This window comes from Frankia tisae (assembly GCF_025403405.1).
GTDB lineage: Bacteria > Actinomycetota > Actinomycetes > Frankiales > Frankiaceae > Frankia > Frankia tisai.
Genome location: NZ_JANEZT010000006.1, coordinates 1 through 26,669, shown reverse-complemented (window position 1 = coordinate 26,669; position 26,669 = coordinate 1). Strand labels below are relative to the sequence as shown.

22 protein-coding genes and 1 pseudogene are annotated in these 26,669 nt (G+C 72.4%); all 23 read right to left on the bottom strand.

Annotated elements, in window-relative coordinates:
- Positions 1 to 10 precede the first annotated feature (10 nt).
- On the bottom strand, positions 11 to 508 hold the full coding sequence (locus tag NBZ85_RS01375; protein ID WP_261553827.1) for an RNA polymerase sigma factor: 498 nt from the start codon (positions 506 to 508) through the stop codon (positions 11 to 13).
- A gap of 587 nt (positions 509 to 1,095) precedes the next feature.
- Positions 1,096 to 1,959: a phage shock envelope stress response protein PspM gene (gene pspM / locus NBZ85_RS01370; RefSeq protein ID WP_261553826.1), complete on the bottom strand. Its 864-nt coding sequence runs from the start codon at positions 1,957 to 1,959 to the stop codon at positions 1,096 to 1,098.
- 19 nt (positions 1,960 to 1,978) lie between these two features.
- The gene (locus NBZ85_RS01365) at positions 1,979 to 2,908 is read right to left on the bottom strand and encodes a PspA/IM30 family protein (RefSeq protein WP_261553825.1); all 930 of its coding nucleotides are present in this window, start codon (positions 2,906 to 2,908) and stop codon (positions 1,979 to 1,981) included.
- Between the two features lie 68 nt (positions 2,909 to 2,976).
- Complete coding sequence (locus NBZ85_RS01360; protein ID WP_261553824.1) at positions 2,977 to 3,171, bottom strand: hypothetical protein; 195 nt, start codon at positions 3,169 to 3,171, stop codon at positions 2,977 to 2,979.
- A 175-nt stretch (positions 3,172 to 3,346) separates the two neighbouring features.
- Entirely contained in the window at positions 3,347 to 3,814 is a 468-nt protein-coding gene (locus NBZ85_RS01355) for a Dps family protein (protein WP_163551476.1), read from the bottom strand.
- Positions 3,815 to 3,996: 182 nt separating this feature from the next.
- Entirely contained in the window at positions 3,997 to 4,308 is a 312-nt protein-coding gene (locus tag NBZ85_RS01350; protein WP_261553823.1) for a helix-turn-helix domain-containing protein, read from the bottom strand.
- A gap of 108 nt (positions 4,309 to 4,416) precedes the next feature.
- Complete coding sequence (locus NBZ85_RS01345) at positions 4,417 to 5,730, bottom strand: competence/damage-inducible protein A (protein ID WP_261553822.1); 1,314 nt, start codon at positions 5,728 to 5,730, stop codon at positions 4,417 to 4,419.
- The gene (locus tag NBZ85_RS01340; RefSeq protein ID WP_372517645.1) at positions 5,720 to 6,394 is read right to left on the bottom strand and encodes a CDP-alcohol phosphatidyltransferase family protein; all 675 of its coding nucleotides are present in this window, start codon (positions 6,392 to 6,394) and stop codon (positions 5,720 to 5,722) included. Before NBZ85_RS01340 ends, NBZ85_RS01345 begins: the two co-directional genes overlap by 11 nt.
- Positions 6,391 to 8,019 (bottom strand): MiaB/RimO family radical SAM methylthiotransferase, encoded by a 1,629-nt coding sequence (locus NBZ85_RS01335; protein WP_261553821.1) that lies wholly within the window; start codon positions 8,017 to 8,019, stop codon positions 6,391 to 6,393. The genes NBZ85_RS01340 and NBZ85_RS01335 overlap by 4 nt, the downstream gene beginning before the upstream one ends.
- Before the next feature lie 93 nt (positions 8,020 to 8,112).
- Entirely contained in the window at positions 8,113 to 8,997 is an 885-nt protein-coding gene (locus tag NBZ85_RS01330; protein WP_261553820.1) for a helix-turn-helix domain-containing protein, read from the bottom strand.
- A gap of 105 nt (positions 8,998 to 9,102) precedes the next feature.
- The gene (locus NBZ85_RS01325) at positions 9,103 to 11,688 is read right to left on the bottom strand and encodes an FtsK/SpoIIIE family DNA translocase (protein ID WP_261561386.1); all 2,586 of its coding nucleotides are present in this window, start codon (positions 11,686 to 11,688) and stop codon (positions 9,103 to 9,105) included.
- A gap of 360 nt (positions 11,689 to 12,048) precedes the next feature.
- Positions 12,049 to 13,734 carry a ribonuclease J gene (locus NBZ85_RS01320; RefSeq protein ID WP_261553819.1) on the bottom strand — a complete coding sequence of 562 codons (1,686 nt, stop codon included), beginning with the start codon at positions 13,732 to 13,734 and terminating at the stop codon, positions 12,049 to 12,051.
- Positions 13,731 to 14,726, bottom strand: coding sequence for a 4-hydroxy-tetrahydrodipicolinate synthase (gene dapA, locus NBZ85_RS01315; RefSeq protein ID WP_261553846.1), 996 nt, complete (start codon positions 14,724 to 14,726; stop codon positions 13,731 to 13,733). Before dapA ends, NBZ85_RS01320 begins: the two co-directional genes overlap by 4 nt.
- Positions 14,727 to 14,947: 221 nt before the next feature.
- Positions 14,948 to 15,160: a hypothetical protein gene (locus tag NBZ85_RS01310; RefSeq protein WP_261553818.1), complete on the bottom strand. Its 213-nt coding sequence runs from the start codon at positions 15,158 to 15,160 to the stop codon at positions 14,948 to 14,950.
- A gap of 360 nt (positions 15,161 to 15,520) precedes the next feature.
- Entirely contained in the window at positions 15,521 to 17,173 is a 1,653-nt protein-coding gene (locus NBZ85_RS01305) for a hypothetical protein (protein ID WP_261553817.1), read from the bottom strand.
- 88 nt (positions 17,174 to 17,261) lie between these two features.
- Complete coding sequence (locus tag NBZ85_RS01300; RefSeq protein WP_261553816.1) at positions 17,262 to 18,377, bottom strand: acetate/propionate family kinase; 1,116 nt, start codon at positions 18,375 to 18,377, stop codon at positions 17,262 to 17,264.
- A 17-nt stretch (positions 18,378 to 18,394) separates the two neighbouring features.
- Positions 18,395 to 18,907 (bottom strand): phosphoketolase family protein, encoded by a 513-nt coding sequence (locus tag NBZ85_RS01295; RefSeq protein WP_372517643.1) that lies wholly within the window; start codon positions 18,905 to 18,907, stop codon positions 18,395 to 18,397.
- Positions 18,908 to 18,945: 38 nt separating this feature from the next.
- On the bottom strand, positions 18,946 to 19,680 hold the full coding sequence (thyX, locus tag NBZ85_RS01290) for an FAD-dependent thymidylate synthase (protein ID WP_261553844.1): 735 nt from the start codon (positions 19,678 to 19,680) through the stop codon (positions 18,946 to 18,948).
- A gap of 665 nt (positions 19,681 to 20,345) precedes the next feature.
- Entirely contained in the window at positions 20,346 to 21,668 is a 1,323-nt protein-coding gene (gene hisS, locus NBZ85_RS01285; protein WP_261553815.1) for a histidine--tRNA ligase, read from the bottom strand.
- Positions 21,669 to 21,875: 207 nt separating this feature from the next.
- A complete protein-coding gene (locus NBZ85_RS01280; protein ID WP_261553814.1) occupies positions 21,876 to 23,525 on the bottom strand; it encodes a UDP-glucose dehydrogenase family protein in 1,650 nt (549 codons plus the stop codon).
- The gene (galE, locus tag NBZ85_RS01275; protein ID WP_261553813.1) at positions 23,503 to 24,570 is read right to left on the bottom strand and encodes a UDP-glucose 4-epimerase GalE; all 1,068 of its coding nucleotides are present in this window, start codon (positions 24,568 to 24,570) and stop codon (positions 23,503 to 23,505) included. The genes NBZ85_RS01280 and galE overlap by 23 nt, the downstream gene beginning before the upstream one ends.
- 371 nt (positions 24,571 to 24,941) lie before the next feature.
- The gene (locus NBZ85_RS01270; protein ID WP_261553812.1) at positions 24,942 to 25,892 is read right to left on the bottom strand and encodes a UDP-glucuronic acid decarboxylase family protein; all 951 of its coding nucleotides are present in this window, start codon (positions 25,890 to 25,892) and stop codon (positions 24,942 to 24,944) included.
- Positions 25,893 to 26,468: 576 nt separating this feature from the next.
- Positions 26,469 to 26,669, bottom strand: a pseudogene (locus NBZ85_RS01265) (hypothetical protein); the annotation flags it as partial.

Genomic DNA, 26,669 nt, shown 5'->3' with positions numbered 1-26,669 from the left:
GACGGGACCGTCAGTTCCGGGAAAAGCTGATCAACCGCGCCCGGCCACGAGTGAAGGCACCCTCGGCCGCCTTGAGGCTGATTTCCAGGTCCGCCGCCGCCTCACGAGTACTCATCCCGGCCGCCCGCGCCATGATCACCTGGCGCTCGCGGCCGCGCAGCGTACCGGCTCGGGCCAGCAGCCAGCGGGCCTCCGCCCGGTCGCAGACGGCGTCGTCCGGCGCCGGTTCCCACGGCTGCAGGTACCCGCGGACGACCGCCCGCTCCGCTCGCTGCCGGGCCCGGTGGTGGTCGACGCACAGGCGCAGCACGGTCGTCGTCAGGAACTGACCGACTCGGTTCGCGTCGAGGTCCCGGAAGCCCGCCGCACGGATGAACGCCTCGTGCACACAGTCCTCCGCGTCGGCCTTGCTCGGCAGCCGACGACGGGCGATGTGGATCAGCCGCTCCCGGTGGGGCAGCATCAGCGACCAACGCTGCTCGCTGTAGGGCCGGTCCAGCTCGGCCACGGACGTTGCGGTTGCGGTTGCCGCTGCAGGTGCGGATTCAACCGGGGGGAACTCCCCGGCAGGGCATGTCACGGTTAGTCCACCTCTGACTTGCTCGGACCGCGCCACCCCCCAGCGCGACCACGGCCGACCCGGTGCGCGCCAGCACCGGCAGAACCGCGATGCGCCTTGGTCTTCTGTGCCGCTAGGTGCCAACCAGCGGACTTTGGACAAGCCGGACATTACACATCCACTCCTGGGCAAGCCAGTCCCGACTGCTCCGTGCACGCGACGCGGCCGCCCAACATGCACGCACCGTGCGCACCACGGAGCCGGAACCGATCCTCCTACGCCGGAGCAACACCACCAAACGGTGGCAAAACACCGAGAAAGCCAAGAGAATGGCGTTCTCCAGCCCAACGGGCCGTATGCCTAATTGCCATTCGCTACAGACCGTATTCAGTGAACTGGCTGTAAACGTGGCGATCTACGACCCGAAAGTGCCACCCAGTCGAATAGCCGACACGTGGTCGGAGCCGCGCAGTTCGTACCGGCCCGAGCATGGGTGTCCCGCGGCGCGCACGACAGCGCGGCGGGGAGCCCGGCGGCTAGGAACCCGCGAGGTCCCGGAGGGCCGCCGCGTACCCGCGCAGCATCTCGGTGTCCTCGCGCAGTCTGATCAGACCGGGTGCCGACGACGACACGGTACCGACCGCCTCCCCCGCCGCAGCGAGCAGGTCATCGAAGACGGCAACCGACGTCGTCATCGTCGCGACCAGCGCCTCGGTGGTCCGCGCGAGTTCGGCCCGCCGCCCGGGGTGGGAGATCGCCCGGGCGGCCGCCTCGCAGGCGACGACTCTCGCCGCGCCGAGGCGCAGCCCGTCGACCAGGTCCGCCGCGCCGGCCGCGGTGGTCTGCAGGAGCGTTCGGGCCGGGCCCGGACCGAGGGAGCGGGTCATCGCCGCGAGCGCCGCAAGCGCCGCCTCCCCGCGGCGCAGCGGCTCGGCGGCCGCGGACCGGCGCAGCTCCCACGGGCTCGGCTCCGGGCTGCGGGGCAGAGGAAGACCGCCATCGACCCGCCGCAGCAGCCCCAGTTCCCGTCCGGCGAGGGCCGCCCGAGCGAGCGCCGCCCCGCCGGCCACGAGCCAGCCCCAGGAGTCGTATGCGACGGCGGCGACAGGCGTCAGCGCGGCGACCCCGGTCCAGATCGACGCGGTGGCCGTCTCCCGCCGCCGCGCCCAGCGCAACCCGCGCCCGGCCCGCCGCTCGGCGCGCAGCAGCGACCGACGCTCGACGTCGGCCCCGACCCAGGCCGGCAGGGCGGGCACGACCGCAGCCGCGGCATCCGCGGCCGCCCGAGCCGCGCCGGAGCGCCCGTCGAGCAGAGTGTGGAAGCGACCCCAACTCCAGCCGGTGGGACCGGTGGGACCGGTAGGGGAAGCCTGACCGTCGTCCTTCGACCAGTCCGTCACAGTGGGCTCCCCGCTCGGCTCACACCGCCGACCCACCGGGGGCGGTCGCGGGGCCGTCGGCACCCTGCCCACCCGCGGCGGGCGGCGGTGCGCCCCGGCCGCCAGCCTCGGGCGCCCGGTACTGCGAGCCGTCGGGCGACCCCTTGGCCAGCGACTGCCGCTGCGGGTCGGTCCCGGTGCCGAGCGCCGCCGGCGCCGCCCCACCACCCAACGCGGTGCCGGGACCGTCCCCGCCGAGATCCCCGCGCAGCTCGGCCAGCCGGGACAGGGCCCGGGCGTCCATGGTCGCTCGGCGGACCTCGACCATCCGCTCCTCCATCCCTTGCGAGGCGAGCTCGTGGCGCCCGAGCGCCACCGCGTAGCGGTGCTCGACCTTGTCGCGGATCTCGGCGAGCGACGGGGTGTCCCCGGGCGGAGCCAGCGACGACATACCCTCCACCGCCTGGGTCATCCGCTCCTGCATGGCAGCGTGCTCGATCTGGGTCAGCAGCCGGGCCCGCTCGGCGAGGTGGCGTTGCATCCGCGTCGTGTTGTCCTCGACCGCCGTGCGGGCCTGGGCCGCGGACGCCACCGCCTGGCGGTGCAGGTTCTTCAGGTCCTCAAGGGAGGTCTCCGCGGAGACGAGCTGGCTGGCGAACGCCTGCGCGGTTTCCTCGTAGCGGGCCGCGGAGACCGGGTCGCCCGAGGCCCGCGCGTTGTCGGCCAGCAGCAGCGAGGAGCGGGCCGACTCGGTCAGGCCGCCGACCTCCTCGGCCTGGCGGGCCAGCCGCATCTCAAGCTGACGCTGGTTTCCCACGACGAGGGCGGCCTGCTGCACGAGCGCCTCGTGCTGGCGGCGCGCCTCCTCGATGGCCTGGTCTATCTGCACCCGCGGGTCGGCCCGCTCGTCGAACTTGCGGTTCGCAGACGCAGACAGATACCGGGCAATCTTGCGGACGACATTCGCCATACCACGATCGTCGCACGACCAGGGCCCGGTGGTGACCCGGCGGGGATACCAATCCCGTCGGCCATCCGTCAGACGGGCGGCCGCAACGCCGTACGGCCCCGTCCCTCGCAGACCAGGCACGAACGGCACGCGGGCACGAAGCCGCCGCGCGCCGTGGCGAAGACGACCAGTTGTTCGCCCAGGCCGTTACACGCCTTGCAGACCTGGATCGGCGGGTGCGCCGGGACTGCGTCATCCTCCTCGGGTCGCGAGGCGGTGCTCACGTGATCTTCTCTCCCTGCGGGCCAGGCCCGGGAGCCACGCCCGGGGGGACGACGACCGACTCAAGCTGCGCCGTGAAAACTACCCGGGGAGAGTGCCAGACCGCCCCGCCCGCCGCCACCGGAGTCACCCGTTCGGGCCGATGGCCCCGGTGGCGGCCCCGACGGCGGACCCGGCTCAGACCATCGCCTGGAACATCCAGTGCTGTTCCTCCAGCTCACGTACAACGCCGATGATGAGGTCCTGGGTGACCGGGTCAGGCTGCTCGGTGATGTCCATCCGGGTGCGCATCCGGGTGACGACCCCGGCGAGCACATCGGTCATCAGCCGGATCACCTTCTCGTCGGCGAGGTAACCGACCTCCACCCCGTGCAGATGGGTGCCGCGAGCGACCGTCGACGCCTGGCCGTCCGGGTTGACCCCGATGGCCACGGCCCGCTCGGCGACAGCGTCCGCGAAGCGGCGGGCCAACTCCACGATCTCGTCGAGCTGACGGTGCACGCTGCGGAAGGTCCGGCCGATGACGTTCCAGTGCAGCTGCTTCGCGTACAGGGACAGATCGATCAGATCGACCAACGCCCCCTGCAACGCTTCGCCGGTGACGGATCGGGCTTCGTCGGACAGTGGGCTGCGGATCGCACTCATGCTCGTCCTCTCGGGTCGGAGCTGCTTGCGTTCCCTGGCGTGCCCCCGGATCGGGATCCGTATGCGGAGCTTCCGGCGCCGGCCCGGCCGTCGCCCCGCAGCGCGAGCGTGATGCACGCGCGGTTGGACCTGGAGCAGACGAGGCTGACACGCGCCATCGAGCAGGTACGGCAGGGAGAAGCTCAGGCTGCCCGATTCACAACCGTCGGGCGGGCCGGTACCACGACCGTGGCCCCGCCGACACCCGCGCCCACCGTCAACTCGGCGAGCTCGAGGTCCTCACTCACCTCGCGCAGCAGATCCGCGAGCCGGACTCCCAATGCCTCGCAGATGGCTGCGAGCAGCTCGGAGCTGGCTTCCTTCTGCCCACGCTCGACCTCGGACAGGTAGCCCAGCGACACCCTGGCCGCCGAGGACACCTCCCGAAGCGTGCGATGTTGATCTTGACGGCGGCGGCGCAACGCCTCGCCGATCATGCGTCGGAGCAGGACCATCGAGCCTCCTCCTTCGTCCGCGGGATGCGTTCACCGTATACCCACCACCGCGGCCATCGGGCCCTCGTTGATGGGACTGTAACTGTGTAAGCACCTCGGGTCCGGCGATTACTCCCGCGATTCGCCGGTGGCGTCATCACCGAAGGTAACGATCTTGCTGCTGGGCAGTCCCGCCAGGGTACGCCGCAGCAAGTCCAGCGCGGTCACCGCGGCGAAGGCACGCACCCGCGCCCGGTCCCCGGGGAGACGAACCGAACGGGTAGTCGTGCCGTCCGGGCCGGCGAGGCCCAGGTGGACCGTACCCGCCGGCTTGCCCTCCAGCTCCGCCGGACCGGCGACACCCGTGGTGGCCAGCCCATAGTCGGCGCCGAGGCGGGCACGCACCCCGGCCGCCATCGCCGCGGCGGTGTTCGCCGACACCGCCCCCTCGGCGGCGAGCAGGCCCTCGTCGACGCCGAGCACCGAAGCCTTGACGTCGGTCGCGTAGGACACCACGCCGCCGCGAAACACCACGCTCGCCCCGGGTACGTCGGTCAGCCGGCCGGCGAGCAGCCCACCGGTGATCGACTCGGCGACGGCAAGTGTGGCCGACCGGGCCCGCAGCAGCCCCAGTACCACGCTCTCCAGGGAGTCCTCGTCGCCGCCGTACACCCCGGCGCCGAGCGCCGCCCGCGCCGCCGCCTCCACCGGGGCGATCAGCGTCTCGGCCGCGGCCCGGTCGCGCGCCTGGGCGGTGATGCGAACCCGGGTCTGACCGCCGCTGGCCAGGAACGCGATCCGCGGGTTGCCGATCGGCGCCAGCCGATCGACCTCGCCCGCGAGCGCCTCGGCGACCGCCGACTCCCACATCCCCGCCGTGCGCAGCACCCGGTGCACGACCACGGCCGGCTGGCCCGCGCGGCGCAGGATGTCGGGCAGGACGCTGGCGGTGAACATGTCGTTCATCTCGAAGGGCACACCCGGCATGGCGTACACGACGCCCGCGCCGATCTCCATCCGCAGGCCCGGGGCGGTGCCCGGCCCGTTGGGCAGCGGCTGCGCCCCCCTGGGCAGGTCCGCCTGCCGGTAGTTCATCATCGGGACGTCGCGCCCGTCGAGCCGGCCCATTGCCTGGAACCGCCGGCGCAGCTCGGCCTCCAGGACGTCGTCGCGGCGCAGCTCGACGCCGGCCGCGGCGGCAATGCCCTCGCGGGTCAGATCGTCCTGGGTCGGCCCGAGACCGCCGGTCATGATGACGGCGTCGGCGCGGTCCAGCGCCACCCGGATCGCCGTGGCAATCACCTCGACGTCGTCACCGACCACCGTGGACGTCGCGACCGTCACCCCGACGTCGGCGAGCTGGCGGCCGAGCCACGCGGCGTTGCCGTTCACGATGTCGCCGTAGAGGAGCTCGTCCCCCACCGCCAGCAGCTCAGCGCGCATCTGTCAGCCCCTCGTCGTCGATGATGGCGGGCCCGCCCGCGGATTCGCCGGACGCGTCGCGCGCGGCCCGACGCCGCAGCGCGAGCGCCCGGTACACGTAGTCGATGCCGGTGACGACCGCGACCACCACCCCGGCGGCGAGGATCACCGCCCGGCTGGTCGCCGCGGCCCCCGCCAGCGGCAGCACGTAGAGCCCGATCGCCACGTTCAGCAGCAGCGTCTTGGCCTTGCCACCGCGACTGGCCGCGATCACCCCGAACCGGATCACCCACAACCGCAGCAGGGTCACCCCGACCTCGCGCAGCAGGACCGCCACCGTCACCGGCCACGGCAGCTCCCCGAGAACGGACAGCGAGATCAGTGCGGCGCCAGTCAGCGCCTTGTCGGCGATCGGGTCGACGAGGATGCCGAAGTCGGTGACGAGGTGCCAGTGCCGGGCGATGGACCCGTCGACCTGATCGGTGACCGCGGCGACGGCGTAGGCGACGAAGGCCGCATACCGCCATCCGTCGCTGTCGGGGCCGGCGAACAGCAGAACCACGAAGACCGGCACCAGGATCAGCCGGATGATCGTCAGCAGGTTGGCGACGTTGAGCACGGACACGCCCGGGAGCGCCTCCGGCCCGCCGGCACCGCCCGGGGCGCCGGCGCCGGGGGCCGTCACGTCCCTTCCGCGCCGCGCCGGCCCACCAGGACCGATGCCCGGGCCCCGGCGGGCGGCGACGAGGGCCGCCCGGCCTGGGGGCGGGCGCGGTCGAGCACAGCGGTGAACTCGGCGACCAGGTCGACCCCCTCGGTCGCGACGACCCGGGCCTCAATCAGGTCCCCCACCTCGACTCCGGGCACACCGCCCACACCGGGCCGGTCGGACGGCTCGCCCGCCGCGACCGGGCCGGGCAGCCGCACCACGCACGAGCCGTCCGCGTCGGGCTGCTGGTGGCCCGCGCACCCGGCGGCGAGCCCGTCGGTGACCTCCTCGACGAGAACCTGCACCCGGCTGCCGATGCGCTCCTGCGCCCGGGCGGCGGTGAGCTGTTCCACGAGATCGGTGATCTGCACCCGGCGTCGCTCGATCTCCTCCTCGGCGATCTTGCCCGGCAGCGCGACCGCCTCGGTGCCCTCCTCATCCGAATAGCCGAACACGCCGACCGCGTCGAGCTCGGCGGCCTCGAGGAAGTCGGCCAGGATGTCGACGTCCGCCTCGGTCTCGCCGGGGAAGCCGACGATCACGTTCGACCGGGCGCCGAGGCCGGGAAGCAGGTGGCGACCGCGGCCCAACAGGTCGAGGAAGTGCTCGGAGCCGCCGAACCGCCGCATCCGGCGCAGCACCGCCGGGCTCGCGTGCTGGAACGACAGGTCGAGGTAGGGGGCGAGGCCCGGCGTGGTCAGCAGCACCTCGAGCAGCGACGGCCGCAGCTCCGCCGGCTGTAGGTACACGGTGCGCACCCGCACGATGCCCGGCACGGCGGCGAGCTGCGGCAGCAGCTTCTCCAGTGCCCGCAGGTCACCGAGGTCCTTGCCGTAGGAGGTCGAATTCTCGCTGACCAGCACCAGCTCACGTGCGCCTTCGCCGGCGAGCCACTCGGCCTCGGCGAGGATGTCGTCGACGGGCCGGGAGACGTGCGAGCCGCGGAACGACGGGATCGCGCAGAACGCGCACCTCCGGTCGCATCCGCTGGAGATCTTCAGCGCCGCGACGGGTCCCGCCGTCAGCCGGCGGCGGCCCGGGGTACGCGCCGCACCCTCGTCCGCACCCCCGGCCCCAGCGCCGCCCGCCGGCCTGCCGGCGCCTGCGTGCCCGGGGACGTGCACGTCGATGTTCGCCGAAGCGCTCCGCTCGACCGGGGTGATCGGCAGCAGGGTCCGCCGGTCCCGCGGGGTGTGCGCGGGCACGATGGCGCCACCGAGGACCGCGTCGAGGTGCGCGCCGATGCTCGGATAGGCGTCGAAGCCCAGTACCGCGTCGGCCTCAGGCAGGCTCGCCGCCAGCTCGTTGCCGTAGCGCTCCGCCAGGCAGCCGACGGCCACCACCGCCCGCGGGCCCGCTCCGGCCGCCTCCCCGTCGCCGGCGCGCAGGCCGTCCGCGGCGAGCAGGGCGTCGATCGAGTCCTTCTTCGCCGCGTCGACGAAGCCGCAGGTGTTGACCAGCACGGCGTCGGCGTCGGCGGCCTCTGCGACCAGCTCCCAGCCCTGCGCGGCGAGCCGGCCGGCGAGCTCCTCCGAGTCCACCTCGTTCCGGGCACAACCGAGCGTGATCAGAGCTACCCGGCGCGGGACCTGTGTGGACACACAGGTCAGGCTACCGGGGCAGCGGCGCCCGGCGCCGCATCAGCCCGACATGGCCGACACGCCCCGGTGGGAGACCCGCCCCGGTGGGAGCCGTCAGTCCACCGGCGCGATGGGCGCGGTACCGAGCGCGGACGGCGGCGGCGCCGCGGCAAGCGGGCTGCGGCCGGCCTGACCGACCTCGCACTCGCCGGAGGCGACCAGGCTGACCCGGATCGTCACCACCTGGCCGGCACCGCCGGAGGGCCCGAGGTTCCTGCCGTTGCAGGACACGTCGACCGCGCCCGCGTTGCCCATCCGGATGTTCAACGCCCCCGGCGCCGTGACAGTGCGGCTGTCGCCGGAGTGCAGCAGCTGCGCCAGCAGTACGTGCCGGTCGTCGTCACGCACCTCCAGCCAGCTCTGCGCGTCGCGCGCCGCCACCACCACGTTCACCCCCGCCGGCGGGGAGGTGGTGGGAGCGGCGACAGGCGTCGTGCTCGGCGCCGCGATCGGCGCCGGCTCGGTCGCCGGGTGCGCCGCCGCGTCGCCCTGCCGCGTGGATCCCGACGAACCGGACGACCCGGAGCCGGGCACCAGCAGCGCGATGACCGCGATCAGGCACACCGCGGCCAGCGACGCGATCATCGCGGCACCCCAGCGGAACCCACCGCGCCGGCGCCGGGTTCCGCCGCGCAGCGGGTCGAACTCACCGGGCGGGACACCGAGCACGGGCCCGGTCAACGCCTCATGCGAGGCGTCGTAGGCGGCGAGGACGGGACCGGGGTCGAGGCCGAGGCTGGCGGCGATGCTGCGCAGGTGGCCGCGGGCGTAGACCGTGCCGCCGCAGCGGGAGTAGTCGTCCCGCTCGATCTGGTCGATCAGGCTCGCCCGCACCCGCGTGCGCTCGCTGACCTCGTCGATCGTCAGGTTGCGCTCGCGACGGGCCGCGGCGAGCAGCGAGCCGGCGCTGGCCGGCTGCGGATCGTCCACGGATTGCATGAGCGACCTCCGCAAGCGTGAATGTCTGCCTACCGTGGAGGCACCGGCCTCAGTTTACGGTCCGTCACCCCGCCTCGAAAGCGCAGACCCGATCACCGGCACTTCCTAGCCGTTGCGCAGGGTCGTGAGCAGACCTTCGAGTTCGTCGGGCATGACGAGCACGTCGCGTGCCTTGGAGCCCTCGCTGGCCCCGACGATGCCCCGGCTCTCCATCAGGTCCATCAGCCGGCCCGCCTTGGCGAACCCGACGCGCAGCTTGCGCTGCAGCATGGACGTGGAGCCGAACTGGGTGCTCACCACGAGCTCGACGGCCTGCAGGAACAGCTGCAGATCATCGCCGATGTCCTCGTCGATGTCCTTCTTCGCCTCACCGCCGCCGTCGAACACATCCTCGCGGAATGCCGGCGGCGCCTGCTCCTTGGTGTGGTCGACGATCGCGGCGATCTCGTCCTCGGAAACGAAGGCGCCCTGGATACGGGCCGGTTTGCCCGCGCCCATGGGAAGAAACAGCGCATCGCCCAGACCGACCAGCTTCTCGGCGCCGGCCTGGTCGAGGATCGTGCGGCTGTCCGTGAGCGACGCGGTCGCGAACGCGAGCCGGGACGGCACGTTCGCCTTGATCAGACCGGTCACCACGTCCACCGACGGGCGCTGGGTCGCCAGCACGAGGTGGATGCCGACCGCGCGGGCCATCGCCGTGATCCGGCAGATGGCGTCCTCGACGTCGCGCGGGGCGACCATCATCAGGTCGGCGAGTTCGTCGACGATGGTCAGGATGTACGGATACGGCGTGTACACCCGCTCGGAACCAGGCGGGGCGACAATCTCCCCGTTGCGGACCTTGCGGTTGAAGTCGTCGACGTGGCGCACCCCGCAGGCGGCGAGGTCCTCGTAGCGGTTCTCCATCTCCTTGACGACCCACTGCAGCGCGTCGGCCGCCTTCTTCGGATTCGTGATGATCGGCGTTATCAGGTGCGGGATGCCCTGGTAGTTCGTCAGCTCGACCCTTTTGGGGTCGACGAGCACCATGCGCACCTGGTCCGGCGTCGCGCGCGCCAGCACCGAGGTGATCAGCGTGTTGATGCACGTCGACTTGCCGGCACCGGTCGCCCCGGCGATGAGGATGTGCGGCATCTTCGCCAGGTTCGCGAGCACATAGCCGCCCTCGATGTCCTTGCCGAGGCCGACGACCAGCGGATGGGAGTTCGCCAGCGCCTCACCGCTGCGCAGCACGTCGCCGAGCGACACCAGCTCGCGGTCGGTGTTGGGGATCTCGACGCCGACCGCGCTCTTGCCCGGGATCGGGCTGATGATCCGCACGTCCGCGCTCTTGACCGCATAGGCGATGTTCTTCGCGAGCTGGGTGATCCGCTCGACCTTCACCGCGGCACCGAGCTCGACCTCATATCGGGTCACCGTCGGACCGCGGGTGAAACCGGTGACCCGCGCATCGACCTTGAACTGCGCGAAGACGTCGGTGAGCGCGGCGATCACACCGTCGGTCGCGGCCGAACGGACCTTCGGTGGAGTGCCGGAACGCAGCAGTGTCGGTGACGGCAGGGTGTAGTCGCCGTCGACCGGCGGGACCAGATGCTGGATCTCGTCCGGGGCGCTCGGGGACCCCGGCCCGGGCACGCCGCTCGCCGTGTCGGCGGCGCCGGCAGTCACCTTCGCCGCCCGCGTCCGCCCGCGCCGCGCAGCAGCCCCCGCGGCCGAGCGCGCCGCCGAGGCAGGGCCCGCACCGGACGGCCCGGCCGCCGGGTCTTCGTCGTCGGACCCGCCGGCGTAACCGGTGTCGGCCTCGGGGCCGGCGAGCTCGCCGAACAGGTCGAGGGTGAGGTCGCCTGCCGCGGACTCGCCGTCGGCCGCCTCGGCACCCGCGGCGACGCCGCGCCGGGAGCGGCGCCGGGGCCGGCCGCCGCCCGGCTCGGCCTCGATGTCGCCCGCCGACCTGGCGGCGCCGCCGGTGGCGTCCGCGCCGAGCGGATCGTCGACGAGCGCAGGATCGTCGAGATCGTCGTAGTCGGAGTCGGAGTCGTAACTGTCATCGCGACGCGCCCGCGCCGCGGGATCGCGCACACCGGCGGTGAGCCGGTCGACGAGCTCGGCGAGCAGCTCGGGCACCTGCCGGATCGGCGTCGCGGTGATCACTAGCACGCCGAACGCCGCGATCAGCAGCAGCAGCGGGACGGCGACAAAGGGCGTCACGGCGCTCGCGAGCGGCAGGCCGCCAAGCAGGCCGACGAGGCCGCCGGCCCCCCGGACCCGGCCGACGCCGTCGGAGAAGTCGGGCAGCCCGCGGGCGATGTGCACGACGCCGAGCAGGCCGACACCGAACGCGGCCCAGCCGATCACCACCCGGCCGCGGCTGTCGGGGTCGCTGGGCGCGCGCACGAGCCGCCAGGCAGACCCCAGGCCGAACAACGGAAGCGCCCACGCCCCGGCGCCGACTAACAGCTCCAGAGCGGCGGCGGCGAAGGAGCCGACCGGGCCGCCCGCGGAGAACCAGACCGCGACGGCGGCCAGGATCGCCCCGCCGAAGGCCGCAAGCCCCAGCCCGTCGCGCCGGTGGGCGGGATCGATGCGCAGGTCGCGGGCGCCCCGTCCGGTGCGGCGCAGCATGGTGCCAAGCAGCGTCGCCGCGGTCATCCACACCTGGTAGACGGTCCGGACGACGGCCTGGCCGACCATCAGGCTCAGCGGCGGCCGGCGCTGCCGGTCCGGCGCTTTCGCCCGGCCGGCGGGCGCGGACCGGGTGGATCCCCCGGTCCGCGCCGCGCGGCCGCCCGCGGCCGGGCGGGCCTTACCGCCCGAGGCCGGGCGGCTCTTGCCACCCGCGCCACCGCGCGCTGCTGTCTGACGCCCATCGCCCCCCGGCCGGGACGTGGCCGTCTCCGTCTGCACACGCGTACGCGCGCCGCTGGTACGTGTGGCCACCGTCGAAACGGTACACAGAGAGGCGGCCGAGTCCCTGCAACCCCGACGAACCGGGCGCGCCGTACTGGGCACACCCACCCGCACGGGTGGGCGAGGATGGGCCACCCCGGCAGGTCAGACCTCCAGGACCACCGGAATGATCATCGGACGGCGACGGTAGTGCTCGTTGACCCAGCGGCCGACCGTGCGCCGCACGAGCTGCTGCAGGGCCGCGGTGTCGTTCATCCCGCCGCGCATCGCGTCCGCCAGCCCGTCGCTGACCAGCCGGGCCACCGAGTCGAAGGTGGCGGGCGAGTCGGTGAAGCCGCGGGCGGACAGGTCGGGGCCGACGACGACCTTGCCGGCGGCGGCATCCACCACGACGGTGATCGTGATGAAGCCCTCCTCACCGAGGATCCGGCGATCCTTCAGGCTCGGCTCACCGACGTCGCCGACCGCGGCGCCGTCGACGTAGACGAAACCGCAGGGCACCGCGCCGGTGATGCGAGCCCGACCGTCGAGCAGGTCGATGACCATGCCGTCCTCGGCGAGAACCACATGGTCGGCGGGCACGCCCGTGGCCTCGGCGAGCTTCGCGTGCGCCCGCAGATGGCGCCACTCGCCGTGCACCGGCATGACGTTGGACGGACGGGTGGCGTTGAGGACGTAGAGCAGCTCGCCCGCCGGGGCGTGGCCGGAGGTGTGCACCTTGGCGACGCCCTTGTGGACGACCTTCGCGCCGTAGCGGGTCAGGCCGTTGATGACCCGGAAGACCGCGTTCTCGTTGCCGGGGATGAGGCTGGACGCCAGCACGACGGTGTCCCCGGCCTGGATGCGGATCTGATGGTCACGGTTGGCCATCCGGGACAGCGCCGACAGCGGCTCGCCCTGCGACCCGGTGGAGATCAGGCAGATGTTGCGGTCGGGCAGCGAGTCCACGTCCCGGGCGTCGATGATCAGACCCGGCGGCACCCGCAGCAGGCCGAGGTCGCGCGCCACGCCCATGTTGCGCACCATCGAGCGGCCGACGAAGCAGACCGAGCGGCCATGCGTCTCGGCGGCGTCGAGCACCTGTTGCACCCGATGCACGTGGCTGGCGAAACAGGCGACGATGATTCGGCGGGTCGCGTCCCGGAAGATCCCGTCGATCACTGGGGCGATCTCCCGCTCCGAGCTGACGAATCCGGGCACCTCGGCGTTGGTCGAGTCGGACAGCAGCAGGTCCACGCCCTCGCGACCGAGCCGGGCGAAGCCGCCGAGGTCGGTGAGCCGACCGTCGAGCGGGAGCTGGTCCATCTTGAAGTCGCCGGTGTGCAGGACGAGGCCCGCGTCGGTGCGGATGGCGACGGCCACCGCGTCCGGAATCGAGTGGTTGACCGCGAAGAACTCGCACTCGAACGGCCCGTAGGTGTGTCGCTCCTCCTCGCGGATCTCCTGCGTGACCGCCTTGATCCGGTGCTCGGCGAGCTTCGCGTTCAGCAGCGCCAGGGTGAGGCGGGTGCCGATGATCGGAATGTCGCGCCGCTCCCGCAGCAGGTACGGGACCGCACCGATGTGATCCTCGTGCGCGTGGGTGAGGATCAGCGCGTCGATGTCGGCCAGCCGGTCCCGGATGGCGGTGAAGTCCGGCAGGATCAGGTCGACCCCGGGTTGGAAGTCCTCCGGGAACAGCACGCCGCAGTCGACGATCAACAGCCGGCCGGCGTGTTCGAAGACGGTCATGTTGCGGCCGATCTCGCCGACCCCGCCGAGCGGGATGATGCGCAACCCGTCCGCGCGCAGCGGCGGCGGGGGACCGTAGTCGGGGTGCGGGCGGCTCATGAGACCTCACCCGCCGCCACGACGGCGAGCCCGGCCGGCGCCTGCCGCGCGCCGGCTCCGCGCTGGCCGCCGACATCCAGCGTCGCCTCGGCGAGGTCGGCGCGTAGCCGCGCGACCTCGGCGGGGGTGGCGTCGACCAGCGGCGGTCGGACCGGACCCGCCGGCAGCCCGGCAAGCCGTAGCGCGGCCTTTGCCAAGATCACCCCTTGCGTTCGGAAGATTCCCTCATACGCGGGCAGCAAGCCCTGATGCAGCGCGATCGCCCGACCCACCTCACCGGCCCCAATGGCCTCGATCATGGCACGGATCGCCGGGGTGGCCACGTGCGAAACAACGCTGACGACCCCACAGGCCCCGATGGACAAAAGCGGCAGGGTGAGCGCGTCCGTGCCGGAGTAATACGCCAGATTCGTCCGCGCCATCACCCAGGAGGAGGCGGCCAGGTCGTCCTTGGCGTCCTTGACCGCGACGATACGCGGGTGTTCAGCCAGCCGCATCAGGGTGTCGGTCGCCACCGGCACCCCCGTCCGGCCGGGAATGTCATAGATCATAACGGGCAGCCCGGTCGCGTCGGCGACGGTGGTGAAGTGCAACGCGAGCCCGGCCTGCGGCGGCTTGCTGTAATACGGCGCGACGACGAGCAGCCCCTGAGCGCCCGCGGCCTCGGCCGCCCGGGCAAGCTCCACCGTGTGGGCGGTGTCGTTGGTCCCGACGCCGGCAACGACGCGGGCACGCCCGGCCACGGCCTCGACGACCACGCGCACCAGGCGGGCTTTCTCCGCATCGGTCGTGGTCGGCGACTCCCCGGTGGTGCCGTTGACGACGAGCGCCTCGTTGCCCGCGTCCACCAGGCGGACCGCGAGCTGCGCGGCACCCGCTTCGTCGAGAGCGCCGTCCACCAGGAACGGCGTGATCATCGCCGTGACCATGCGCCCGAACGGCGCCGGCGGCAACACTGACATACCGGTCACGCTAGAGCACACCTCCGACATCATCTCTCCGGCCGACGCGGAGCGCCGACCACCGAACAAACCACCCGTGCTCCTACCAGGCACCGTGCGGCACCCGGCGCGAACCCATCGTCCGCCCGACCCGCCGCGCCGGCCAGGCCGGGCGCGGCCCGCGCAGGGCGGATCCGCCCGGATCGGACATCACCGCCGCACCGCCGGGCAGGTCGCCTACGCACGCTCGATCACCAACCACCCTGCACATCTCACGCCACCCCGCACCCACCACGCCTCGTCCGCCCACCTGCCACCTCCGGCACCCAGGCGCCGCGCCGGGAACCGCCGCGGCGGGGCGGGCCGCTGCCACCGCCGAGCGCCCCGCCCGCGGCCTCGTCCGGCCCGGTCCGCCAGCAGGCCGGCGCCCCGGACATGAGCACCCGGCTCGAGGCACCGCCGTCGCCGTCGGCCGCGGTGGCCAACAGTCGAAAGCTCCGCGCCGCCGACGATCGCCGACGCCAGGCCCGACGCGGCTGCACAGGCCGCCATCGGGCAAACCGGCAAGAGGCGGTGAACAGAGCCGAGGCGGTGAACAGAGCCGAGGCGGTGAACAGAGCCGAGAAGGACTAGTGTGCGCGAACGGACCCCCCGGACGCCCGACCGGGCAATCCCAGCCCCGGCGCGCTCCCGCGACCGCCCGCGCCCAGCATGTTGCGGTCCAGCCGCAACCACAGGTCCCGGCGGCCCAGGCGCACCAGCGATCGCAGCCCACCGGAACGGAGCGTGCCGAGCGCCACACCCGGGCCGTAGTTCTTCGGCATCCGCCACCGTCCCGTTCGCCGCTACAGAGCTTCCAGCGTACCGCCACCGCGCCGGTCAGGGACGGTCACGGCGTCTTCCGCGGGCCGCGCGGGCGGATCGGTCGCCACGGTGGACGGGGCGGGCGGCGGCGGATCGGGCGGGGCGTGCCAACCGGCGGCCCGCAACCCGGCGAGGACCGCGAGCGTCACCAGCAGGGCGAGCAGGGTCGTCTTCGCCGGGCCGAGGACCCAGGCGGCCAGACTGCTGCGCTCCCGGGTGAGCAGGACCGTCGCGGCGAACGAGGACGGCAGCGTGATCACGGCGACGGCATCCGGAGCCAGCTCGACCGGCAGGGCGCACAGGCCCGCGGTGAGCAGCATCAACAGGCTGATCGCGCCGGTGACGCGGGAGACGTCCGCGGAGACGCTGAGCCCCACGACCAGCCGGGACCGCGGCAGCCGGCGCGCGTCGGTGGTGTAGAAGGCGTACACCTCCCGGTTGCGCTGGACGTCCTCGATGTAGGTGCGCGGCACCGGGTCGCCGAACAGGTCGATCATCATCGGGGTGTCGAGCTCGATGCTCGTGTCGTCGGTGCCGATGCTGACGTGATAGCTGCCCGTGCCGCCCGAGTCGATGTCGACCAGCGCGGCCGGGTGAAGCAGTTGGCGCCACACCGGCGCGGACCGGCCGAACACCGGACGGCCGCGGACGAGCACGGTGCGCAGCTCCTCACTCGTCTTGATCAGAAACGGCCGGTAGGGGTCGAGGGTGACGGCAGCGAGAGCCTCCCAGCGCCGCCCGTACTCGGCCACGGTCGTCAGCACTGGTTCGGCCGCCGCCCCGACGCCGACCAGCGCGTCGATCCAGGCGGTGAACCCGGTCAGGTACCGCTCGACGGCGTCCAGCTCGCGCCCGTCGGGAACGTCCGGATCCCGCCAGAGTTCCCCGACGGCGAGCAGCAGCGTCTCGGAGCTGCTGAGAGGGTCGAACGGTTCGGCGAGAGCGGCGGCCAGCACCCGCTCGGCGTCGACGACGAGGTCCTGCCACCGGGCCAGCCGGGACGCCGGCACGGCGAGCTCGGCCTCGCGTTCCAGGTAGGTCCGGATCGCGTCGAGCCGCAGCGGACGTTCCCGCGCCGGGACCAGCCGCGGGTAGTTGCCGGACAGCCGGCCAGGGCGGAACCGGGAGATGGCGTCGACCATGCGGCGGGCCGGGCCGTTCAGCGGCACCCCGAGCGGATCGGCGAGCCCGGCGATGAGGTTCCCCTGCAGAGCCACCGACGTGCCGTAAGGCATCAGGTGCGCGTCCGAACCGCTCGGACCGGTGAGGTCGAAGGCCACCAGGGCCCGCTTGGACAGCGTGGAGACCGGCAGCAGTACCAGCACTTCGGGCGGCAGCCTGCCGACGGTGTTCACCCGGCCAGCACCCGTCACCGGGACGACCTGGTTGAGTACGGCGTCCAGCGGACCCCAGTTGACCGAGCGGGCCAGCCGGCACCGGTTGGCGCTGAGGATCGTGAACTGGTCGACCACCCGCCGCCGCAGTCCCTGGAAGGGCGCCGGCGGGGCGAGCAGGGTCATCGTGACCTCGTCAACGTCGGTGAGGTCGAGGACGGGGGCGTGCTCGGCGTCGTCGCGCCGGCTCCACCGCCACAGCCGGCCGGGGCCGGCCCCAGCCGAACCGGCGGACGCCATCAGCGCCAGCCTCCGCCCTCGACGGCTCCCCTCGGCTGCACGAATCAGGAGATTACCGCTTTATCCAGCGCCGCTCACCCAGCGCCACTCACCCAGCGCCACCGGCGAGGACGCTCCGGACCCCCCGAGCGATCTCCAGGTCCTCCCGGGCGGTGAGGACGAGCGTGCGCACCGCGGCCCCCGGCGCGCCGATCTCGCGGTCGACCGTCCCGTCGGCGGGTGCGGAGTTACGTGCCGGGTCGACGGCCACCCCCAGGTACCCGAGTCCCGCCGCGGCACCGGCGCGGACCGCCGCCGAGCCCTCCCCGACCCCGCCGGTGAACACCAGGGCGTCCAGCCCGCCGAGCGCCGCGGTCATCGCGGCGATCTGCGCCCGCAGCCGGTGCAGGTAGACGTCCAGCGCGAGCGCGCAGGCCGGGTCGCCACCGGCGGCGCCGGCCTCGACCGCACGCAGATCCGCGGTGCCGGCGAGCCCGAGCAGCCCGGCTGAGCGGAACAGCGCCTCGGTGAGCTCCGCCGCGCTCAGGCCGGCTTCGGTCTGCAGCCACAGCAGGGCGCCCGGGTCGACGCTGCCCGAACGAGTGCCCATCACCAGGCCCTCCAGCGGGGTGAAGCCCATCGTCGTGTCGACGCCGACCCCGTCGAGGACGGCGGCAAGCGACGCGCCCGAGCCCAGGTGGCAGGTCACGATGCGCCGAGCGCCGGTGAGGCGCGCCGCGCGGCGTGCGGCATGGGCATGCGAGAGCCCGTGGAAGCCGTAACGGCGGATGCCGTACCTTTCCCGCCACCCCGCCGGCAGGGCGTAGGTCGCCGCCGCCGCCGGCAGCCGGCTGTGGAACGCCGTGTCGAAGCAGGCGACCTGGGCAGCCTCGGGAAGGGCCGCCCGCACCGCGTCGAGCGCGTCGAGCGCCGCCGGTTGGTGCAGCGGGGCGAGCGCGGTGAGCGCGCGCAGCCGGTCGGCCACCTCCTCGTCGACGAGCACCGGCTGGGTGAACTCGGTGCCGCCGTGCACGATGCGGTGGCCGACCGCACCCGGCTCGCCGTTCCCGGCGCCGGCGAGCTCGCCCAGCGCCGCGTCGAGCTCGGCGGGGTCGGCGTGGCCGGCGGGCGCGTCGAGATCCCGGTCGGCGAGCAGGTTGTCGTCCGGGCCGACCAGCCGCAGCTTGAGGCTGGCCGACCCGGCGTTGACCACCAGGACGTTCACCGTCAGACCGGCCACCGTCAGTAGGGCCAGGTCCAGTCGCGGATCTCCGGGTCGTCCTCGCCGTGCTCGCGGGTGTAGGCACGGGCGGCGAGGCGAGCATCGACCATCCGCTGGCGAACGTGGGCCGCCCGAGCGCCCAGGCTCGGCACCCGGTCGATGACGTCGGCCACGAGGTGGAAGCGGTCGAGGTTGTTGAGCATGACCATGCCGAAGGGGGTGGTGGTCGTCCCCTCCTCGATGTAGCCGCGCACGTGCAGGTTCTGGTGATTGCGGCGGCGGTAGGTCAGTCGGTTCAGGTGGACGTAGATGAGGTTCAGCCCCGGCGTGGTGCCCCAGTGGCCCAGCAGCCGCCGCTTGACGTGCTCGGCCCGCAGCGGCTCGGTAAGCAGCGGATTGTCCAGCAGGTAGATCTGGCCCACGGACAGGTAGTTCGCCGCCCGCCAGTAGGCGTTGAGCAGTTCGAGCTCCGCGGCGGACAGCGGGCCGGTGGCCTCGTCCTCCGGCCGCACTGCATCGACGACGCTGGTCATTCGCCGCTCCTCCTCCCGTCGGCCTGGCGCCGGCTGCCTCAGCCCTCCCCGACCAACGGACTGGACGCGACTTCCGTGCCGTCGTCGAGGGTGGAGATGCGGAAATCCGAGAAGACGTTGGGCGCCACCGCCTGCAGTTCGCGCAGGATCGTGACAGCGAGACCGCGAATCTCCACATCAGCGTGCTCGCTGGCGCGCATCGCGATGAAATGCCGCCACGCCCGATAGTTCCCGGTGACGACGATGCGGGTCTCGGTCGCGTTCAACAGGACCGAGCGGGCGGCCTGCCGGGCCTGCTTGCGCCGCGAGGTGGGGGCGGAGATGTCGGCGAACCGCTTCTCCAGCCCCTCCAGCAGCCGGCCATACGCCTCCAGGGACGCCGCCGCCGCCTGTTCGAACAAGGCGTGCAGCTCCGGGTCACCGGCCACGATCTCGGGCTCGACGATCGCCGCGTCGTGCTCGGGGACATACCGCTGGGAGAGCTGGCTGTAGGAGAAATGCCGGTGGCGGACCAGCTCGTGGGTGAGGCTGCGGGACACACCGGTGAGGTAGAGCGAGACGGTGCCGTGTTCGAGCACCGACAGATGCCCCACGTCGAGGATGTGACGCAGGTAGCCGGCGTTGGTCGCGGTCGCCGGGTTGGGCTTGCTCCAACTCTGGTAGCAGGCCCGGCCGGCGAACTCCGCCAACGCCTGGCCGCCGTCCGCATCGGTGCTCCACGGCACGTCCGCCGGTGGGAGGAACTCGGTCCTCGCGATCACCTGGACCCGCATCCGGGCGGTCGCCCGGCCGGCGGGCGCCACCGCGGACCCCGGCGTCACCGCGTCGGGTACCGCCTGGGACGCCGTCCCGGAATTCGGTTCGGACGCCGGCTCCGACACTGCCACCTCCATCGCCCACCGCGGCCTCCCGGGACGACCCTTGCCCCGGCGCGGACTTCGACCACGGTAGACGCTCCGAGCTGCCCGGCGTGCGCCGGACCTCGCGAACCCGCCACCGGCCGCCTGGCTTCCGGCTGTGGTGGGCGCGCCAGGACTGTCGTCCGCAGTCGGCCGCAGCGGGCCAGCCAGCCACTGCCTCCTCAGCCGAGCCCTCCTCAGCCGAGCCACTGCGCAATCAGTAGAGCCGCGCCGCAATCAGTAGAGCGGGCCAGCAATCGCCCAACGCGGCCGGTGTCGGCACCCACTTACCCGTCCGGTCACGCGATCGGCGCACGGGGATTGGACGCCGGTGCAGGCGTGGTACACCGGTTGTGGGCGCCTCTTCAGTCCCCAACGACGAGGCGTCGCAGTGCCCGCTCGCGCGGCGTGGCCTGGTGCGGTCGGGGGTCTCCGCCCCCGTCAATCCTCGGCCGCCCAGCCACGTCGCGGCGGGCAGCCCTCCCGCGATGGCGCGGCGGTCCACCCGCCGCGCGCATCCGGAATCCGCTTCTTTCCCGTCAGGACGAGGTCGGGTGCCAGGCGGTGAGGTCGGCGGTGGTCTGCTCACCGGTCGCCATGTTCTTCACCTCGTGCTCCCGGCCCTCGTCGAAGGGGGGGAACCAGACGAAGCCGATGCCCTTGCGGGCGGCGTACCGGATCTGCTTGGCCAGCTTGTCCGGCTGGTGGTAGGTCTCGACCTTCAGCCCGCGGGCGCGCAGCGCCGTCGCGGTGGCCAGCGCCGCCGCCCGGCGCTCGGCGGCGGGGACGACCACGAGCACGTCGGCCGGGCTCGCCGGGCCGGTCGGCAGCAGGCCCTCGGCGAGGAGCTTGGCGAAGATGCGGGTCAGGCCGATGGAGATGCCTACACCGGGCAGGCTTCGGCGGATGAACGAGCCGGCCAGGTTCTCGTACCGACCGCCGGAGCAGATGCTGCCGAAGTCGGGCCAGTCGACGAACTTCGCCTCGTAGACGGTGCCGGTGTAGTAGTCGAGGCCGCGGGCGATCGACAGGTCCGCGACGACGCTGCCCGCGGGCAGGTCGGCGAGGTCGTCGAGGACCTGGGCGAGCTCGTCGAGGCCCTCGGTGAGCAGATCCGACTTCACGCCCAGGCGGCGCACCTCGTCGACGACCCCGGGGCCCGTCGCCCGGATCGCGGCGAGATCGAGGCAGGCCCGCACCTGGTCGGCGTCGAGTCCGGCCTGGGCTGCGAGCAGGTTCGCGACGCCGTCGGGGCCGATCTTGTCCATCTTGTCGGCGATCCTGATGACCGCGAGCGGATCGCCGATGCTCAGCCCCTCGTAGAAGCCCTGCAGCACCTTGCGGTTGTTGATGTTGAGGGTCCAGGGTGGGACGCCCAGGGTGCCGAGCACCTCGTGGACGATCCGGGGCAGCTCGGCGTCGAAGTGCAGGGGCACCCGGTCGACGTTGATGACGTCGATGTCGCACTGGGTGAACTCGCGGAAGCGGCCCTCCTGGGGTCGCTCACCGCGCCATACCCGCTGCATCTGGTAGCGCTTGAACGGGAAGACGAGCTCGTTGAAGTGCGCGGCGACGTACCGGGCGAACGGCACGGTCAGGTCGAAGTGCAGGCCGAGGCGGGCGCTGTCGTCGTCTGCGTCGGCCTGCAGGCGGCGCAGCGTGTAGACCTCCTGGGAGGTCTCCCCCTTCGCGGTGAGCACGTCCAGAGCCTCGACCGACGGGGTCTCCACCGAGCAGAAGCCGTAACGCTCGAAGGTCGCCCGGATCGTGTCGAGCCAGCGCTGCTCGACGATCCGGACCTCGGGCAGCCACTCCGGGAAACCACTGACGGGCAGGGGGCGGACGATCGGCGCGTCACTCATCGCCGGGAAATCTCCTCATCGATCTCGAACGGACGGGCACCTGCCGTCCCGGGCGCGGCCGACCGCGACGCCGGGACCGGGCTCACCGATGTCGAACGAGGCGAGGCATGCGTTGCACCCTACCTCGCCGATCACGGGGGCCGCCCCGCCGGAACGGGGCCTGCGCCCCATCGGGCCCCGTCCCGGCAGGGCACGCACCCGTGCCGGTCAGGACCGGCGCCCCACCGGTGCCTCGATCTCCGCGTCACGGGCGGCAGCGCCGTCCGAGTCTGCCGCGGCGGGTAGCCCGAAGCGCGGCCGCTGCTCCGGCACGGGGCTGGGAATGACTCCCGTCGGCCGGCCGGGGGCCAGGTAAACCCAGCCAGCCTGGCGCCAGCGGTCGCCGTCGAGGGCGTGCCGGCCATCGATGATCAGTTTGCGGCGGACAAGCCGGCCCAGTCGAGCCGGGTCGAGCTCGGCGAACTGGCGCCACTCGGTGAGCAGCACGACGGCGTCGGCGTCCACGGCCACGTCCTCGACGGTCTCGCTGTAGGCGACACCGGGCAGGGCGCGCCGCGCGTTGAGGGTCGCGACCGGGTCGACGACCGTCACGTCGGCGCCGGTGCGGGCCAGCAGGTCCGCGACCGCGAGCGCCGGCGAGTCGCGTACGTCGTCCGAGTTCGGTTTGAAGGCGGCGCCGAGCAGGAGCAGCCGCCGATGCGACAGCGTGCCGTCGAGCGCCGCGGCGACCAGGTCGACGACCCGGTCCCGACGCCGGTTGTTGATCTCGTCGATCTCGCGCAGGAACCGCAGCGCGACGCCGACGCCGAGCTCGTCGGCCCGGGCCTGAAAGGCGCGGATGTCCTTGGGCAGACAGCCGCCGCCGAACCCGACGCCGGGACGAAGGAAGTTGCCGCCGATGCGGACGTCGTGGGACAGCGCCTCGGCCAGGGTGAGCACGTCGGCGTCGACGGCCTCGCACACCTCGGCCATCGCGTTGATGAAAGAGATCTTCGTGGCGAGGAAGGAGTTCGCCGCGGTCTTGACCAGCTCCGCGGTCGCGTAGTCGGTCACGATCACCGGCACGCCCTGGGCGATCACCGGGGCGAAGGCCGCCCGCAGCGCCCCCTCGGCGGCCGGTGAGGCAACCCCGAACACGAGCCGGTCGGGATGCAGGGTGTCGGCCACCGCGAAGCCTTCCCGCAGGAACTCCGGGTTCCAGGCGAGCTGCACGCCGGCAAGATCGGGGACGATCTCGGCATGGGTCTCGGCATGGGTCTCGGCGCCCGTCACCGTGCCGGTCACGGACGCCCCGGTGACGCTCGAACCGGTCACGCCGGAGCCGTCCGCATCGGCGGCACTCGGACCGGCGGAGTCCCCCGTCAGGCCGGCCGGACGATTCGCCGGGGCGAGCCGGGCGAGGGTCCGGGCGATTCCGGCGGCCGTGCCGGCCGGGACGGTCGACTTGCCGACCACCAGGCACGGCCTGGTCAGCAGGGGCGCCAGCCGCTCGATGGCCGCGTTGAGATGGCTGAGGTCCGCCCCGTAGCCATCGGGACGTTGCGGCGTGCCGACGCATACGAAGTGCACGTCACCGAACTCGGCGATCTCCTCGAAGGAGGTCGTGAAGCGCAGCCGGCCGGTGGCGAGGTTCGTTCGCAGCAGATCGGCGAGATCCGGCTCGAAGAACGGAATCTCTCCCGCGGAGAGCCGGGAGATCTTCGAGTGGTCGACGTCGACGGCCAGCACCTCGAAGCCCAGTTCGGCCATACAGACCGCGTGCGTGGCGCCGAGATAGCCGGTTCCGATGACCGTCAGCCGGGGTCGAGGCCCGCTGGCCGGAGCCTCCGCGTCCTCATGGCTGTCCGACGTGCTCATCAGGCTCCTCTCCATCGTCGTACCCCTCTGGATTGAGGCGCTGGAACTGCCAGGCGTCCCGGCACATGTCCGCGACGCTGCGGCGGGCCGTCCAGCCGAGCGCCTCGCGGGCGAGCGTGGCGTCGGCGACGAGCGCGGCGACGTCGCCGGGCCGCCGCGCCACGACGCGGCAGGGAAGATCCTGGCCGCAGGCGGCGGAGAAAGCCGCGTGCAGCTCCCGCACGGACGTCCCCGCGCCGGTTCCCAGATTGATGACCCGGTGCCCCGCCTGGTCATCAAGGTGGTCCACGGCCTGACGGTGGCCCTCGGCCAGGTCGACCACATGGATGTAGTCGCGCACCCCGGTGCCGTCGGGCGTGGGATAGTCGTCGCCAAAGACGGCCAGCTCGGCGCGCCGGCCGACCGCCACCTGGGCGAGATATGGCATGACGTTGTTCGGCACGCCGCGGGGGTCCTCGCCGAGCAGGCCGGACTCGTGCGCCCCGGCGGGGTTGAAGTACCGCAGCGAGATGACGTGCCAGGCCGGGTCGCGGGCACAGACGTCGGCGAGGATCTGCTCGCACATCCACTTGGTGCGCGAGTAGGGGTTGGTCGGCCGAGCCGGGGTGTCCTCGGTGATCGGAACCGTGTCGACCGCGCCGTAGATGGAGCAGGACGACGAGAAGACCAGGCGGTGCACGCCGTGCTCCGCCATGACGCTGACGAGGCCGAGGGTGGCGTTGACGTTGGTGTCGTAGTACTCCAGCGGCATCTCGACCGACTCGCCCACCGCCTTGCGCGCGGCGAAGTGGATCACAGCGCCGATCGGCCAGCGACGGAACACCTCGCCCAGAGCCACCCGGTCACGCACGTCGAGCCGGACGAACTCGAGGCTCTGGCCGGCGACCTCACGCAACCGGTCCAGGACCCGCGGCGAGCTGTTGATGAAGTTGTCCACACCCACCACCCGGTGCCCCGCCGCCAGGAGCTCGACGCAGGTGTGGGAGCCGATGAATCCGGCGGCCCCGGTCACCAGGATGATCCCGGTCCGGTCCGTCGACGTCATACCTCGACCATCCAATTCCTCTTCGTCAGCCCGGCTCTTCGGGCAACCCGGCCGATCGGGCAACCCGGCTGTTCCGTCAACTCGGACAACCCACGTTCGCGAAAGACAGCTCGCGGAGCACCGCAGCGCAGGCGGCCGCGGACGACCGGAACAGGAGAACACAACCCCCGGGTCGAACAGTCACCACCCCGCTTTCGGGATCAACCGGGCATCGGCGGGCATTCAAGCTCTCGAGCCAGCCCGGCCAGTTCTCCACCCAACCTGCGCCATTGATAGACCACAACGTGGGCGAGCGGTTTCGGGAGTGTCACCCGCGAAACGCCGGAGCCGGGCGGGTACCCGCCCGGACACCGACGGAGTACACCGCGTGCTCAGGCGACCTGGCGACTCTCGGTGAGCTGGCCGGCGAACCAGGAGATCGTGCGGGTCAGGCCGTCATCCAGGCTGATCTTCGGCTCCCAGCCAAGCCGGGTGCGGGCGATGGTGATGTCCGGCTGGCGCACGGAGGGATCGTCCTGGGGCCGCGGGACGAAGGTGATCGGCGCCGTCGACCCGCACAGGTCGCGCACGAGCCTCGCCGTGTCGAGAATGGACATCTCGTGCGGGTTGCCGATGTTCACCGGGCCGGGCAGGTCCGAGTGCAGAAGCCGGACGATCCCGTCGATCAGGTCGTCGACGTAGCAGATGGACCGGGTCTGGGAGCCGTCACCGGCGACGGTGATGGGCTCCCCGCGCAGCGCCTGGGAGACGAAGGCGGGGACGGCACGCCCATCATCCAGCCGCATCCGGGGGCCGTAGGTGTTGAAGATCCGCACGATCGCCGTGTCGACGCCGTGCTTGCGGTGGTAGGCCATGGTCACGGCCTCGGCGAATCGCTTTGCCTCGTCGTAGACGCTGCGCGGGCCGACCGGGTTCACGTTACCCCAGTAGTCCTCCGGCTGCGGATTGACCTGCGGGTCCCCGTACGTCTCCGAGGTGGAGGCGAGCAGGAATCGGGCGCCTTTCTCCCGAGCGAGGCCCAAGGCGTGGAACGTACCCAGCGAGCCGACCTTCAGCGTCTCGATCGGCAGCTCGTAGTAATCGAGCGGCGATGCCGGTGAGGCGAAATGCAGCACGGCGTCAACCGGGCCGGAAACATAGATGAAATCGTTCACGTTCCGGTTGATCAGACGGAAACGAGGATCGACGAGCAGGTGCTCCACGTTTTCCGGTCGGCCGGTGAGGAAGTTGTCGAAGCAGATGACCTCGTAGCCGTCGCCGAGCAGACGCTCACAGAGGTGACTGCCGAGGAAACCGGCGCCGCCGGTCACTATCGCACGCACGTCGAGTGCTCCCGGATCTGAAACATCGAGGACCCTGGAGAGTGGCCACCGACCGCCGGTGGGACGGGGGGCGACGCGGACGGACCACATCCCGAGAGCCAGACGAGAGTGCGACGCAGTGGTTCGGTCGGCGCCGCACGGGCAGGTGAAGAGGCCGGGAACCCGGACCTCAGATTATCCGGAATCGAGGGATCACCGTGATCGCTGGTCCGTCGGGGTAGTCAGCACTGCCACCACCGGACCGGCCCTGAAAGGCCGCATGACACCACCACAGCACTACCCCCCAGTAGTCCAGACAGCCGTCTACAACGGCCTTCGAGCATGGTACACAGGGCGTCGACCCGTTAGTACCGCGCCCCTCCCCCCGCGTCAGCCCGCCACCAGGAAATCCGCGGTCGGGGGCCGTGCTGATCGCACCGCATGAGCAGTCAATACTCCCGACCGAGCCGTTCGCATTCGGTAGGCAAACAGCCGCCGTCCGGCTCAGTGGACGCTCCGAGCATCGCAAACCGAGCCAGCCGGTAATCCCGTGGCCACTTCAACGCTGATTTCTCGGGCTCGGGCCGGGCCAGCCGGTCAGCGCGGATCCCGCTCGAGGGCGATGGCGTACCGCATCGCGGCACGTCCGCGCCGGGAGTCGCCGGCATCGCCGTAGGAGACGGCAAGCCGGTACCAGCGCCGCCAGTCGCCGGGGTCCGCCTCCACCTCGGCTCGCCGAAGCGCGAACACCGCGTCGGCCGAGGCCCGGTCGATGCGCCCCGAGGGCCTGCGGACCTG

Coding starts and splice junctions, on each gene's coding strand:
- galE (WP_261553813.1), bottom strand. CDS start 24,570: ATGACGTCGACGGACCGGACCGGGATCATCCTGGTGACCGGGGCCGCC.
- hisS (WP_261553815.1), bottom strand. CDS start 21,668: ATGAGTGACGCGCCGATCGTCCGCCCCCTGCCCGTCAGTGGTTTCCCG.
- NBZ85_RS01365 (WP_261553825.1), bottom strand. CDS start 2,908: ATGGCGAATGTCGTCCGCAAGATTGCCCGGTATCTGTCTGCGTCTGCG.
- NBZ85_RS01320 (WP_261553819.1), bottom strand. CDS start 13,734: ATGAGCCGCCCGCACCCCGACTACGGTCCCCCGCCGCCGCTGCGCGCG.
- NBZ85_RS01280 (WP_261553814.1), bottom strand. CDS start 23,525: ATGAGCACGTCGGACAGCCATGAGGACGCGGAGGCTCCGGCCAGCGGG.
- NBZ85_RS01325 (WP_261561386.1), bottom strand. CDS start 11,688: ATGGTCGGCCAGGCCGTCGTCCGGACCGTCTACCAGGTGTGGATGACC.
- NBZ85_RS01305 (WP_261553817.1), bottom strand. CDS start 17,173: ATGGCGTCCGCCGGTTCGGCTGGGGCCGGCCCCGGCCGGCTGTGGCGG.
- NBZ85_RS01295 (WP_372517643.1), bottom strand. CDS start 18,907: ATGACCAGCGTCGTCGATGCAGTGCGGCCGGAGGACGAGGCCACCGGC.
- NBZ85_RS01350 (WP_261553823.1), bottom strand. CDS start 4,308: ATGGTCCTGCTCCGACGCATGATCGGCGAGGCGTTGCGCCGCCGCCGT.
- NBZ85_RS01330 (WP_261553820.1), bottom strand. CDS start 8,997: ATGCAATCCGTGGACGATCCGCAGCCGGCCAGCGCCGGCTCGCTGCTC.
- thyX (WP_261553844.1), bottom strand. CDS start 19,680: ATGCGGGTCCAGGTGATCGCGAGGACCGAGTTCCTCCCACCGGCGGAC.
- NBZ85_RS01345 (WP_261553822.1), bottom strand. CDS start 5,730: ATGCGCGCTGAGCTGCTGGCGGTGGGGGACGAGCTCCTCTACGGCGAC.
- dapA (WP_261553846.1), bottom strand. CDS start 14,726: ATGTCGGAGGTGTGCTCTAGCGTGACCGGTATGTCAGTGTTGCCGCCG.
- NBZ85_RS01355 (WP_163551476.1), bottom strand. CDS start 3,814: ATGAGTGCGATCCGCAGCCCACTGTCCGACGAAGCCCGATCCGTCACC.